Genomic DNA, 13,509 nt, shown 5'->3' with positions numbered 1-13,509 from the left:
GATCTTTTTGTAAAAAAATGTAAATTTTTTATTGCTTGAAGATCTTTTCGCCTATTCGCACAAAAAATAGATCATTTTTGTTACTTAATTAATCGTTTTGCTATTCTTGGCAAATCTGCAATAGAATCCAAAACATAATCAGCGAGGTTCTCTCCCTCTTCTGTAATAGGCTTGCCTGTTCGTACTAAAATATTTGTTTTCACTTTTGCGCCAATACCTGCTTTAAGATCTTCAATCTTATCGCCAACCATAATAGATTGTGCAGGATCGATTTCCAGTGCTTTAATTGCCTCTAGTAACATACCTGCTTTTGGTTTTCTGCATTCACAGTCTTCTTTATATTCGCCTTTCCCTTCTGGATGATGAGGACAATAATAAATACCATCTAAATCCACGCCACGATCAGACAATGACCAATCCATCCATTCTGTTAGTTGTAAAAACTGATCTTCTGAAAAATATCCACGAGCAATGCCTGATTGATTGGTCACTAAAACCAAAAGATATCCCATTTCCTTTAATGATTTTAATGCATCAATGCTACCTTCTATAAATTGGAAATCATCAATTTTATAGACATAACCATGGTCGATATTTAAAGTGCCATCACGATCTAAAAAAACAGCTTTCTTCATATATTTTCTCATTTATCTTTTTCTTAGGACAAAATTATCCCTTTTATCCTTAATATAAGCAATAATAAGTCATAACCGATCTGTCTAAAAAAGATCCCCGAAGATATTGACACAGCATTCTAGACGTCTAGAATACAAATGAAATTCAAATATTAACTGAGAACAAGGGCTTATATGATTAAGCTAAATAACATTACGAAGATTTTTACACTTCCAGATAAAAAACTGACCGCACTTGATAATGTTTCATTACATGTGCCGAAGGGTCAGATTTGTGGTGTCATTGGTGCTTCTGGTGCTGGTAAAAGTACACTTATCCGTTGTGTAAACTTATTAGAAAGACCAACTCACGGTGCCGTAATCATCGATGATGTGGATCTGACTCAACTTTCTGATGCTGAATTAGTGAAAACACGCCGCCAAATCGGCATGATTTTCCAACATTTTAATTTGTTGACCTCTCGAACCGTTTTTGAAAACGTAGCATTGCCACTTGAATTAGAAAATAAATCGAAAGCAGAAATTCAAGAAAAAACGACCGCACTTTTAGCGCTTGTAGGATTAAGTGATAAACATAATGTGTATCCAGCTAATCTCTCAGGCGGTCAAAAACAACGTGTAGCGATTGCGCGTGCACTTGCAAGCGATCCTAAAGTCTTACTTTGTGATGAAGCCACCAGCGCATTGGATCCCGCTACAACTCAATCCATTCTAAAATTATTAAAAGAAATCAACCGCACTTTAGGTATCACCATTCTTCTTATCACTCATGAAATGGAAGTGGTTAAACGCATCTGCGATCAAGTTGCCGTGATTGATAAAGGTCGCCTGATTGAACAAGGCACGGTTAGCGAAATTTTCTCTAATCCGAAAACAGAATTGGCCCAAGAATTTATCAGTTCGACTTTCCACATTACGTTGCCGGAAGAATATTTAGAAAATTTATCTGATACGCCAAAACATGCCAAATCGTATCCGATCATCAAATTTGAATTTACTGGTCGCTCCGTCGATGCGCCATTACTTTCTCAAGCATCGAAAAAATTTGGCGTAGAGCTCAGTATCTTAACCTCACAAATTGATTATGCCGGTGGGGTAAAATTTGGCTTTACCATTGCGGAGGTTGAAGGTGATGAAGATGCGATTACGCAAGCCAAAGTTTATTTAATGGAAAATAACGTTCGAGTAGAGGTGCTAGGCTATGTTCAATGATTTATGGGCAACATTTAGCCAACAATTCCCCGATAATTTTGCGAGTTTATTAACGGTATCAACCGTTGAAACGGTTTATATGTCAGTATTGTCGACATTAATTGCGGCTTTATTAGGCTTACCACTTGGTTTTTTAACCTTTTTAACCAATAAAGGCGCGATTTTAGAAAACAAAAAACTCAATGCGTTCTTAAACGTCATTATTAATATCGGACGTTCAATCCCTTATATTATTTTGTTACTCGCTTTAATTCCGCTTACCAGTTGGTTACTTCCTGGCGGTAGTATTGGTTCTAATGCGGCAATTGTGTCATTAAGTGCTGCAGCAACACCATTTTTTGCACGTCTTACGAGCAATGCACTTTTTGAGATCCCAACCGGTTTGACTGAAACAGCAAAAGCCATGGGCGCAACCAATTGGCAAATTATTCGTAAATTCTATTTGCCTGAATCTTTACCAACGCTTATTAATGCGATTACACTCACCTTCGTGACATTAATTGGCTATACCGCAATGGCGGGAACGCAAGGCGGTGGCGGCTTAGGAAGCCTCGCCATTAACTATGGCGTCTATCGTAATATGCCATCGGTAACTTGGGCGGCTACGATTGTTATCGTGATAATCGTCATGCTCAGTCAAAAATTAGGCGACACGCTCGCAAAACGAGTAGATCACCGTTAATTATTTTCTATACCATTTTATTCACAACAAGGAAAAAACATGAAATTAAAAAACTTATTTGCTATCACCGCTATCGCGTCAGCATTAGTATTAACAGGTTGTAAAGAAGAGAAAAAAGCAGATGCAGCGTCAACTGCGCCTGCAGCAACATCAATCAAAGTTGGTGTAATGGCGGGTCCTGAGCACCAAGTAGCCGAAACCGCTGCAAAAGTGGCAAAAGACAAATACAACTTAAATGTTGAATTTGTTTTATTCAATGACTACGCATTGCCAAATACTGCTGTATCCAAAGGTGATTTAGATGCTAACGCAATGCAACACAAACCTTACTTAGATGAAGATGTAAAAGCGAAAAACTTAAACAACTTAGTGATCGTTGGTAATACCTTTGTTTACCCACTTGCTGGATATTCTAAAACCATCAAAAATGTAAATGAATTAAAAGATGGCGCGAAAGTTGTTGTGCCAAATGACCCATCAAACCGTGGTCGTGCATTAATCCTCCTTGAGAAACAAGGTTTAATCAAACTTAAAAATTCTAACGATCTTCTTTCAACTGTCGCAGATATCGTTGAAAATCCGAAAAACTTAAAAATTTCTGAAGTGGATACCTCTGTTGCAGCTCGTGCATTAGATGATGTTGATCTTGCGGTTGTAAATAACACTTATGCGGGTCAAGTTGGCTTAAATGCACAAGATAACGGTGTATTCGTAGAAGATAAAGATTCTCCATACGTAAACATCATCGTTGCACGTACTGACAACAAAGACAGCAAAGCGATCCAAGATTTCGTCAAAGCATACCAAACTGAAGAAGTTTACCAAGAAGCGAAAAAACACTTTAAAGATGGTGTTGTAAAAGGCTGGTAATCTTAGCTTAAGCAAAATATTTCAAAGCCACCGATTAAGGTGGCTTTTTTATTGATGAAAAGAAAGTACGGTCATTTTTTCGATACTTTTCCAAAAGAAAAATTCATCAAAAACTGACCGCACTTTCTTTATTGAGATAATAAAAAACCCGAGCCTAAACTCGGGTTTTCTTTTATCGATTAGCGATTACTCTGCATCATCTGCCATATTAAGCATTTCTGCTAAGTTAGTTGTTGCATCGTCTGCTGTCATCACGAATTCATCAGCAATTGCTGCTTCATCGTCTTCAGACAATTTAATCACAACATCGTCTACAATACGTTTTTTGTGACGACCTTGGTGATAGGCAAAACCAGTACCTGCAGGGATTAAACGACCTACGATTACGTTCTCTTTCAAGCCGCGTAATTCATCACGTTTACCCGCCACTGCGGCTTCAGTAAGCACGCGAGTGGTTTCTTGGAACGATGCTGCAGAAATGAAGGACTCTGTCGCCAATGATGCTTTGGTAATACCTAGTAATTCACGTTCGAATTCAACTGGTGGTTTACCTTCCGCTTCACGTTTACGGTTTACAATTTTCACGCGAGCCACTTCAACTTGTTCCCCTTCAAGGAATTCGCTGTCATAAGCTTTTGTGATGACTGCTTTACGTAACATTTGACGTACGATAACTTCGATGTGTTTATCGTTAATTTTTACCCCTTGTAAGCGGTAAACTTCTTGCACTTCGTTCACGATATATTCAGTTACAGCACGAACACCACGTAAACGTAAGATATCGTGTGGTGTCTCTGCACCATCAGAAATCACATCACCACGTTCTACCATCTCGCCTTCAAATACGTTAAGCTGACGCCATTTTGGAATCATTTCTTCGTAAATTTCACCTTCAGTTGGGGTGATTAGCAAGCGACGTTTACCTTTGGTTTCTTTACCGAAGGACACGATACCTGAAATTTCTGCCAAGATAGCAGGCTCTTTAGGTTTACGAGCTTCGAATAAATCAGCAACGCGTGGAAGACCACCGGTAATATCTTTAGTACCTACAGATTCTTGTGGAATACGTGCAAGTGGTTCACCCACTTTTACTTCCGCACCGTCATCTAAACTTACGATTGCTTTACCTGGTAAGAAGTATTGTGCAATAACGTCAGTTTCAGGTAAGAAGATATCGTTACCTTTTGCATCAACTAATTTGATGGTTGGACGTAAATCTTTACCTGCAGTTGCACGTTCACCCACGTCTTGTACCACAATAGAAGAAAGACCGGTTAATTCATCCGTTTGACGAGTTACAGTTAAACCGTCCACGATATCAACGAATTTAACAAAACCGGATACCTCAGAGACAACTGGCATGGTATGTGGATCCCAGTTTGCCACTGTTTCACCTGCTGATACTTCTTGACCGTCTGCTTTATTCAATACAGTACCGTAAGGCACTTTATAGTGCTCTTTTGTACGACCGAATGCATCAGTTACGGTTAATTCAGTATTACGAGAAGTTAAAACTAATTTACCTTCGTCATTCACAACGAATTTTGCGTTAGCAAGGTGTAAAGTACCGTTGTTTTTGATTTGTACGCTAGATTCTTTCGCGGCTGCAGAAGCTGCACCACCGATGTGGAACGTACGCATGGTTAACTGTGTACCTGGCTCACCGATAGATTGAGCAGCGATAACACCTACTGCTTCACCTTGGTTGATGAGGTGACCACGCGCTAAGTCACGACCGTAACATTTCGCACAGACACCGAAGTCAGTATCACAAGTTACAACAGAACGTACTTTTACGCTGTCCACTGAGTTTGCATCCAACACATCACAAAGTTTTTCATCTAATAAAGTGTTACGAGCAATCAAGACTTCTTCTGTACCTGGCTTATACACATCTTCAGCCACAACACGACCTAACACTAATTCGCGAAGTGGAACTTTCTCATCACCACCTTCGATTAATGGGGTCATGACTAAGCCTTCATGCGTACCACAGTCATCTTCAACGATCACTAAGTCTTGTGCTACGTCAACTAAACGACGAGTTAAGTAACCAGAGTTTGCTGTTTTTAATGCAGTATCCGCCAAACCTTTACGCGCACCGTGGGTTGAAATAAAGTACTGAAGTACGTTCAAACCTTCACGGAAGTTCGCTGTAATTGGAGTTTCGATGATCGAACCATCTGGACGCGCCATCAAACCACGCATACCTGCTAACTGACGAATCTGAGCTGCAGAACCACGCGCACCAGAGTCAGCCATCATAAAGATACTGTTGAAAGAAGCTTGTTTCTCAGGGTTACCTTCACGGTTAATTACTTCTTCCTGAGATAAGTTTTCCATCATCGCTTTCGCTACGCGCTCATTCGCCGCAGCCCAAATATCGATTACCTTGTTATAACGTTCGCCAGCTGTTACAAGACCAGATTGGAACTGTTCTTGAATTTCTGCCACTTCTTCTTCCGCTGCAGAAATAATTTCGTATTTTTTCTCTGGGATAACCATATCGTCGATACCCACGGAAGAACCAGAACGTGCAGCATAAGCAAAACCGGTATACATAATATGGTCAGCAAACATTACCGCTTCTTTCAAACCTAAACGACGATACGCTTCGTTGATGAGTTTAGAAATTGCTTTTTTACCTAATGTTTGGTTGAACAATGAATAAGGCATGCCTTTCGGCGCGATCATCCATAAGATTGCACGACCGATAGTAGTATCGGTTAATGTGGTTTTATCTTCTAATTCGCCAGTTTCATTTTTCACATATTCAGTAATACGTACTTTAACGCGAGAATGTAATTCTGCTTCACCTGTGCGATACGCTTTTTCAGCTTCGCGCGGATCTTGCAATAACATGCCTTCGCCTTTACCGTTTACTTTTTCACGGGTCATATAGTAAAGACCCAACACCACGTCTTGTGATGGAACGATAATTGGATCACCGTTTGCTGGTGAAAGTACATTATTGGTTGACATCATTAACGCGCGCGCTTCTAACTGCGCTTCAAGTGTTAATGGTACGTGAACCGCCATTTGGTCACCATCGAAGTCCGCGTTGAACGCCGCACAAACAAGTGGGTGTAACTGGATTGCTTTACCTTCGATTAGAAGTGGTTCAAACGCTTGGATACCTAAACGGTGAAGTGTCGGTGCACGGTTCAATAGAATTGGGTGCTCACGAATAACTTCTGCCAAGATATCCCAAACGATCGCGTCTTCACGCTCAACCATTTTCTTAGCCGCTTTGATTGTAGTTGCATAACCACGGCTTTCTAATTTTGCATAGATAAACGGACGGAATAATTCCAATGCCATTTTCTTCGGTAAACCACATTGGTGTAAGTGCAGGTATGGACCTACAGTGATTACAGAACGGCCTGAATAGTCAACACGTTTACCTAATAAGTTTTGACGGAAACGACCTTGTTTACCTTTGATCATATCCGCAAGTGATTTTAATGGACGACGGTTAGAACCCGTAATAGCACGACCACGACGACCATTATCTAATAACGCATCAACAGATTCTTGTAACATACGTTTTTCGTTGCGCACAATAATATCTGGTGCAATTAAATCTAATAAACGTTTTAAACGGTTGTTACGGTTGATCACGCGACGATATAAATCGTTCAAATCAGATGTTGCAAAACGACCACCATCTAATGGTACTAACGGACGTAAATCTGGTGGAAGTACTGGTAATACAGTCATCACCATCCACTCTGGTTTATTACCAGACTGTTGGAAAGCTTCTAATAATTTTAAGCGTTTAGTGATTTTCTTACGTTTTGTTTCAGAGTTAGTTTCTTGTAACTCTTCACGTAATTTTTCACATTCCACTTCAAGATCAATACCTTTAAGTAAATCTTGAATTGCTTCAGCACCCATTTTCGCTTCGAATTCATCTTGCCAACGGTCTTCTGCATCAAGGAATTGTTCTTCAGTTAATAACTGTCCACGTTCCAAATCGGTCATACCCGGTTCGGTCACGATGTACATTTCAAAGTAAAGCACACGTTCAATATCACGTAATGGCATATCAAGTAATAAACCGATACGGGATGGAAGTGATTTTAAGAACCAAATGTGTGCAACTGGACAAGCCAACTCAATGTGGCCCATACGTTCACGACGCACTTTAGTTTGTGTAACTTCAACACCACATTTTTCACAAATCACACCACGGTGTTTTAAGCGTTTATATTTACCGCATAAACATTCGTAATCTTTTACCGGCCCGAAAATACGTGCACAGAAAAGACCATCACGCTCAGGTTTGAACGTACGATAGTTGATTGTTTCAGGTTTTTTAACTTCACCAAATGACCAAGAACGGATCATGTCTGGAGAAGCTAACCCAATTTTAATCACATCAAAATCTTCACTCGTTTTTGATTGTGCTTTTAAAAACTTAACTAAGTCTTTCACAAATAGTCTCCTGTCGGAGTTAAGGGTTTCAAAGTGCGGTCAAAAATATTTTGTTTTTTAACCGCACTTCGGCGATTTCTTCCTTTTGCTTCCCCTGCGAACAGGGGAAGGCAGGTTTGTCGATTACTCTTCGTCTAACTCGATATTCAAACCAAGTGAACGGATTTCTTTCATAATTACGTTGAAAGATTCCGGTGTACCCGGGTCCATTTGTTGGTTGCCGCCAACGATGTTTTTGTACATTTTCGTACGGCCATTCACGTCATCGGATTTCACAGTTAACATTTCTTGTAAGGTGTAAGCCGCACCGTATGCTTCAAGTGCCCATACCTCCATCTCACCGAAACGTTGACCACCGAATTGTGCTTTACCACCAAGTGGTTGTTGAGTAACAAGACTATAAGAACCAGTTGAACGAGCATGCATTTTGTCATCAACTAAGTGGTTCAATTTAAGCATGTACATATAACCTACGGTTACTGGACGCTCGAATTTCTCACCAGTACGACCATCGTATAACGTGATCTGACCTGAAGTTGGTAAGCCACCAAGTTTCAACATTTCTTTGATTTCTTGCTCATCAGCACCATCAAAGACTGGTGTTGCTACCGGCAAACCTTTACGTAGGTTTTCTGCTAAACGCATGATTTCGTCATCGCTAAAGGTGCTTAAATCAACTTTTTGTGCGCCATGACCTAAATCGTATGCTTTTTGCATATAGCCACGAAGTTTCTCAACATCTTGTTTTTGTTTGATCATCGCATTGATTTGATCACCGATACCTTTCGCCGCTAAGCCTAAGTGGGTTTCTAAGATCTGACCGATGTTCATACGAGACGGTACGCCCAGTGGGTTCAATACGATTTCAACCGGTTGACCGTTTTCATCGTATGGCATATCTTCCACAGGGTTGATTTTTGAGATAACACCTTTGTTACCGTGACGACCCGCCATTTTATCACCCGGTTGGATGTGACGTTTCACCGCAAGGTAAACTTTAACCACTTTTAACACACCTGGTGCAAGGTCATCGCCTTTAATGATTTTCTTACGTTTTACTTCAAGTTTGTGTTCAAACTCTTTACGTAATTCTTCATATTGCTCAGCAAGCTGTTCTAATTGGTTTTGTTTTTCTTCATCAGAAATGGTTTGCTCTAACCATTTGGTGCGATCCATTTTATCTAATTGAGCCGCATCAATACCGCCAGCGATAAGTACATTACGTACACGAGCAAACAAGCCAGCTTCTAAGATTTCTAATTCATCAGAAAGGTCTTTCTTAGCTTGTTTTAACTGCATTTCTTCAATTTCTAATGCACGTTTGTCTTTTTCTACGCCATCACGAGTGAAGACTTGAACGTCAATTACAGTACCGCTTACGCTGTTTGGTACGCGTAATGAAGAGTCTTTCACATCAGAGGCTTTTTCACCGAAGATTGCACGTAACAATTTTTCTTCTGGTGTTAACTGTGTTTCGCCTTTAGGGGTTACTTTACCGACTAAGATGTCACCACCTTTCACTTCAGCACCCACATAAACGATACCTGATTCATCCAATTTGCTTAATGCAGATTCACCTACGTTTGGAATATCCGCAGTGATTTCTTCAGAACCTAATTTAGTATCACGCGCCACACAAGACAATTCTTGAATGTGGATTGTCGTAAAGCGATCTTGTTGTACTACACGCTCAGAAACTAACATTGAGTCTTCGAAGTTATAACCGTTCCAAGGCATGAACGCCACACGGATATTTTGACCTAATGCTAATTCACCTAAGTCTGTTGAAGGACCATCTGCTAATACTTCACCACGGTTAATTGGATCGCCTAAATTCACACAAGGAATTTGGTTGATACAGGTATTTTGGTTAGAACGAGTGTATTTAATTAAGTTATAAATATCGATACCCGCTTCGCCAGCTACAGTTTCATCTTCATTTACTTTGATAACGATACGAGATGCATCAACGTATTGAACTGTACCACCACGTTTTGCTACAACCGCCACACCAGAGTCTAGTGCGATTGGTTTTTCCATACCTGTACCTACTAACGGCTTATCAGCACGTAAAGTAGGGACCGCCTGACGTTGCATGTTCGCACCCATTAAGGCACGGTTCGCATCGTCATGCTCTAAGAATGGAATTAACGCAGCAGCCACAGATACGACTTGTTGGGTTGAAACGTCCATATAATGAATTTCTTCTGGTTTATAAAGACCAGATTCACCACGTTCACCACGAGCAGTAACGAATGCATCTGTAAAGCGATTGTTCTCATCAAGGTTTGAGTTAGCCTGTGCAATGATGTAGTTTGCTTCATCAATTGCAGATAAGTATTCGATTTCTTCGGTTACTTGACCATTCACTACTTTACGATATGGGGTTTCTAAGAAACCATAATCGTTAGTACGAGCAAACGCAGAAAGTGAGTTGATCAAACCGATGTTTGGACCTTCAGGGGTTTCGATTGGACATAAACGACCATAGTGAGTGTTATGTACGTCACGAACCTCAAAGCCTGCGCGTTCACGCGTTAAACCACCTGGACCTAATGCAGAAATACGACGTTTGTGTGTCACTTCTGATAATGGGTTATTTTGGTCCATGAATTGCGAAAGTTGTGAAGAACCAAAGAATTCTTTCACTGCCGCAGAAATTGGTTTTGGATTAATTAAGTCTTGTGGCGTGATCGCATCTAAATCGCCTAAAGATAAACGCTCTTTAACTGCTCTTTCTACACGAACTAAACCAATACGGAATTGGTTTTCAGCCATTTCACCCACTGAGCGAATACGACGGTTACCCAAGTGGTCAATATCATCCACTTCACCACGACCATTACGGATATCGATGAGTTTTTTCATCACGCGAATGATATCCTCGTTACTTAAAATACCCGTACCCTCGCCTTCAGGAATACCTAACGAGCGATTAAACTTCATACGACCTACTGCAGATAAATCATAACGTTCTGCAGAGAAGAATAAGTTATTGAATAATGCTTCTGAAGATTCTGGTGTAGGTGGTTCACCTGGACGCATCATACGATAGATTTCATATAATGCACTTACACGATCGTAAGTTGGATCAACACGTAATGTTTCAGAGATATATGGACCGTAATCTAAGTCATTGGTGAATAATGTTTCGATCACTTTATAGCCTGCTTGCGATAATTTCGCTAACACTTCTAAAGAAATCTCGCCATTTGCTGGGCAAATGATTTCACCAGATTCAAGATCTACATAATCTTTCGCTGCAACTTTACCTGCGATATATTCAGTTGGCACTTCAACTTGTGTCACATTATCTTTTTCTAATGCTTTGATGTGACGAGCTGTGATACGACGACCGCGTTCTACATAGACTTTGCCATTTGCTTCAATATCAAATGTCGCCGTTTCACCACGTAGACGTTCTGGCACTAATGTCATGAGTAATTTATTGCCAGCGATTTCGAAAGTTACTTTGTCGAAGAATAAGTTTAAGATTTCTTCAACAGTGTAACCTAACGCACGTAAAATAATGGTTGCCGGTAATTTACGACGGCGGTCAATACGCGCATATAAGTTATCTTTTGGATCAAATTCGAAATCTAACCAAGAACCACGGTAAGGGATAATGCGTGCGTTATAAAGCACTTTACCTGAAGAGTGTGTTTTACCTTTGTCAGAATCAAAGAATACGCCCGGGCTACGGTGTAATTGTGAAACGATAACACGCTCAGTACCATTGATAACAAAGGTACCGTTGTCAGTCATTAATGGGATTTCACCCATATATACTTCGCTTTCTTTAATGTCTTTGACTGCGCGTGATGAAGATTCTTTATCGTAGCTAACTAAACGTAATTTTACGCGTAAACCTGCCGCATAAGTTGAACCGCGAATTTGGCATTCACGTACATCAAATTCTGGCTCTTCTAAACGGTAATCAACATATTGTAATTCTGTATAACCGTTATTGCTTACGATTGGGAAAACAGAACGGAATGCAGCTTCTAAGCCTTGTTGACCTTCAGGATCTTTTTGAATGAATTTATCAAAAGAATCTAATTGGATGGTTAATAAATAAGGTACATTTAAAACTTGCGGACGTTTGCCGAAGTCTTTACGAATTCGTTTTTTCTCAGTATAGGAGTAACCCATTATTGGTTTTCCTCTGTAAATTTTAGTGAGACCGAGTTGATATAAAAAAGTGCGGTCAAATTGATTGACGCTTTTATTTATATCGGAGATTGACGCCGTTTCGGATACCGCACTCTGAACCTTACTTCTGTAGTGGGCTACTTAAATTAAAACGTCTGATTAATTTAAGTGGAAACAGATACCATTAAACGGAAAATGCCTATCTGTTTTTTGTGCTGTTTTTGATAGCACAAAATGGCTGATGGTAAACCACCAGCCATTAAGCCTGAGAAACAGGACATAAGTAAATCAAAAATTATTTGATTTCTACTTTTGCACCAGCTTCTTCTAATTCTTTCTTAAGTGCTTCAGCTTCTTCTTTAGAAATGCCTTCTTTTAAGTTAGCTGGAGCAGATTCAACTAAGTCTTTAGCTTCTTTTAAGCCTAAACCAGTTGCACCACGTACTGCTTTGATAACTGCTACTTTGTTAGCACCAGCTTCAGCAAGAACTACGTCGAATTCAGTTTTTTCTTCTGCCGCTGCTGCTGCGCCGCCAGCTGCTGGAGCTGCTGCTACTGCTGCTGCAGAAACGCCGAATTTTTCTTCCATCGCTGCGATTAATTCAACGATTTCAGTTACAGATTTAGAAGCAATCGCTTCAATGATTTGTTCGTTAGTTAATGACATAACAATCAATTCCTAAAATTAATAAAGTTAAATGAAGTAAGAAACGCTTAATGATTAAGCTGCTTCTTGTAATTTGTCGCGTAATGCCGCAAAAGTGCGAACAAGTTTGCCTGCCGCAGCTTCTTTCATTGTGCCCATTAAACGTGCAATTGCTTCTTCGTAAGTTGGTAATGTTGCTAAGAATTCAACATCTTGGATCTTACCTTCAAAGGCTGCACCTTTAATTTCAAACTTATCGTTTGCTTTAGCAAAATCTTTGAACAAACGTGCTGCTGCACCTGGGTGTTCATTAGAGAATGCGATAAGTGTTGGACCTACAAACGTATCTTGTAAGCATTCGAAATCAGTGCCTTCAACCGCACGACGTAATAAAGTATTACGAACAACGCGCATTGTTACACCAGCTTCACGAGCTGCTTTACGTAATTCAGTCATTTTATCAACAGTTACACCGCGAGAATCCGCGATTACTGCTGAAAGTGCACCTTTGGCTGCTTCATTTACTTCAGCAACAATTGCTTGTTTGTCTTGAAGATTTAATGCCATTGGCTTTTAGCTCCTGAATACACTCCGATTTCTCGGAATTAATTTACCTCATCGAAAGAGTTATCTTTCAGACTAGGACGACTTCGGTGCCCAGAAGCAAGAAATATTCTTATTCTGTTCACCATCTACGTAGGATTATTAAGATGATTATTGCTAACCATTCCCTACGGTCTTGGACGGGGCTTGAATAGGTCAAGCACCAACCAGAAATTTTACGCTAAGCGTAATTTAGGAGCGAGATTATAGTGATTAATCTCGCTCTTGTAAAGTCTATTGTAGAAAAAATCTGCAGATTTTAACCGCACTTT

General features: G+C 40.1%; 8 protein-coding genes. 3 read left to right on the top strand and 5 right to left on the bottom strand.

Annotated elements, in window-relative coordinates; all coding sequences use genetic code 11:
* Positions 1–80: 80 nt before the first annotated feature.
* Positions 81–635 carry a D-glycero-beta-D-manno-heptose 1,7-bisphosphate 7-phosphatase gene (gene gmhB, locus HMPREF2750_RS05425; protein WP_070582972.1) on the bottom strand — a complete coding sequence of 185 codons (555 nt, stop codon included), beginning with the start codon at positions 633–635 and terminating at the stop codon, positions 81–83.
* A 174-nt stretch (positions 636–809) separates the two neighbouring features.
* Between gmhB and metN the strand changes: the two genes are divergently transcribed.
* Genes metN through HMPREF2750_RS05410 form a run of 3 tightly spaced genes read left to right on the top strand, consistent with a single transcriptional unit; the run spans position 810 to position 3,399 of the window.
* Complete coding sequence (gene metN, locus HMPREF2750_RS05420; RefSeq protein WP_005694681.1) at positions 810–1,847, top strand: methionine ABC transporter ATP-binding protein MetN; 1,038 nt, start codon at positions 810–812, stop codon at positions 1,845–1,847.
* Complete coding sequence (locus HMPREF2750_RS05415; RefSeq protein WP_005694683.1) at positions 1,837–2,529, top strand: methionine ABC transporter permease; 693 nt, start codon at positions 1,837–1,839, stop codon at positions 2,527–2,529. The genes metN and HMPREF2750_RS05415 overlap by 11 nt, the downstream gene beginning before the upstream one ends.
* Positions 2,530–2,568: 39 nt before the next feature.
* Positions 2,569–3,399 carry a MetQ/NlpA family lipoprotein gene (locus HMPREF2750_RS05410; protein ID WP_070582971.1) on the top strand — a complete coding sequence of 277 codons (831 nt, stop codon included), beginning with the start codon at positions 2,569–2,571 and terminating at the stop codon, positions 3,397–3,399.
* A gap of 186 nt (positions 3,400–3,585) precedes the next feature.
* On the opposite strand, the gene rpoC is transcribed toward HMPREF2750_RS05410, so the two are convergent.
* The 4 genes from rpoC to rplJ all read right to left on the bottom strand — a co-directional run bounded on the left by rpoC (position 3,586) and on the right by rplJ (position 13,201).
* Positions 3,586–7,836 carry a DNA-directed RNA polymerase subunit beta' gene (gene rpoC, locus HMPREF2750_RS05405; RefSeq protein WP_070582970.1) on the bottom strand — a complete coding sequence of 1,417 codons (4,251 nt, stop codon included), beginning with the start codon at positions 7,834–7,836 and terminating at the stop codon, positions 3,586–3,588.
* Positions 7,837–7,959: 123 nt separating this feature from the next.
* On the bottom strand, positions 7,960–11,988 hold the full coding sequence (rpoB, locus tag HMPREF2750_RS05400) for a DNA-directed RNA polymerase subunit beta (RefSeq protein ID WP_070582969.1): 4,029 nt from the start codon (positions 11,986–11,988) through the stop codon (positions 7,960–7,962).
* 295 nt (positions 11,989–12,283) lie between these two features.
* A complete protein-coding gene (gene rplL, locus HMPREF2750_RS05395) occupies positions 12,284–12,655 on the bottom strand; it encodes a 50S ribosomal protein L7/L12 (RefSeq protein ID WP_049357197.1) in 372 nt (123 codons plus the stop codon).
* 54 nt (positions 12,656–12,709) lie between these two features.
* Positions 12,710–13,201 carry a 50S ribosomal protein L10 gene (gene rplJ, locus HMPREF2750_RS05390; RefSeq protein ID WP_005694693.1) on the bottom strand — a complete coding sequence of 164 codons (492 nt, stop codon included), beginning with the start codon at positions 13,199–13,201 and terminating at the stop codon, positions 12,710–12,712.
* Between the last annotated feature and the right edge of the window lie 308 nt (positions 13,202–13,509).

The sequence above is a fragment of the Haemophilus sp. HMSC066D02 genome, from assembly GCF_001810545.1.
GTDB lineage: Bacteria > Pseudomonadota > Gammaproteobacteria > Enterobacterales > Pasteurellaceae > Haemophilus_D.
Note: the sequence above shows the minus strand (reverse complement) of the source record. Positions and strands in the feature narration are given on the sequence as shown.

What these genes read in the sequence shown, in the direction of transcription:
- gmhB (WP_070582972.1), bottom strand. Translation starts at nt 635, where the DNA reads ATGAAGAAAGCTGTTTTTTTAGATCGTGATGGCACTTTAAATATCGAC.
- metN (WP_005694681.1), top strand. Translation starts at nt 810, where the DNA reads ATGATTAAGCTAAATAACATTACGAAGATTTTTACACTTCCAGATAAA.
- HMPREF2750_RS05415 (WP_005694683.1), top strand. Translation starts at nt 1,837, where the DNA reads ATGTTCAATGATTTATGGGCAACATTTAGCCAACAATTCCCCGATAAT.
- HMPREF2750_RS05410 (WP_070582971.1), top strand. Translation starts at nt 2,569, where the DNA reads ATGAAATTAAAAAACTTATTTGCTATCACCGCTATCGCGTCAGCATTA.
- rpoB (WP_070582969.1), bottom strand. Translation starts at nt 11,988, where the DNA reads ATGGGTTACTCCTATACTGAGAAAAAACGAATTCGTAAAGACTTCGGC.
- rplL (WP_049357197.1), bottom strand. Translation starts at nt 12,655, where the DNA reads ATGTCATTAACTAACGAACAAATCATTGAAGCGATTGCTTCTAAATCT.
- rplJ (WP_005694693.1), bottom strand. Translation starts at nt 13,201, where the DNA reads ATGGCATTAAATCTTCAAGACAAACAAGCAATTGTTGCTGAAGTAAAT.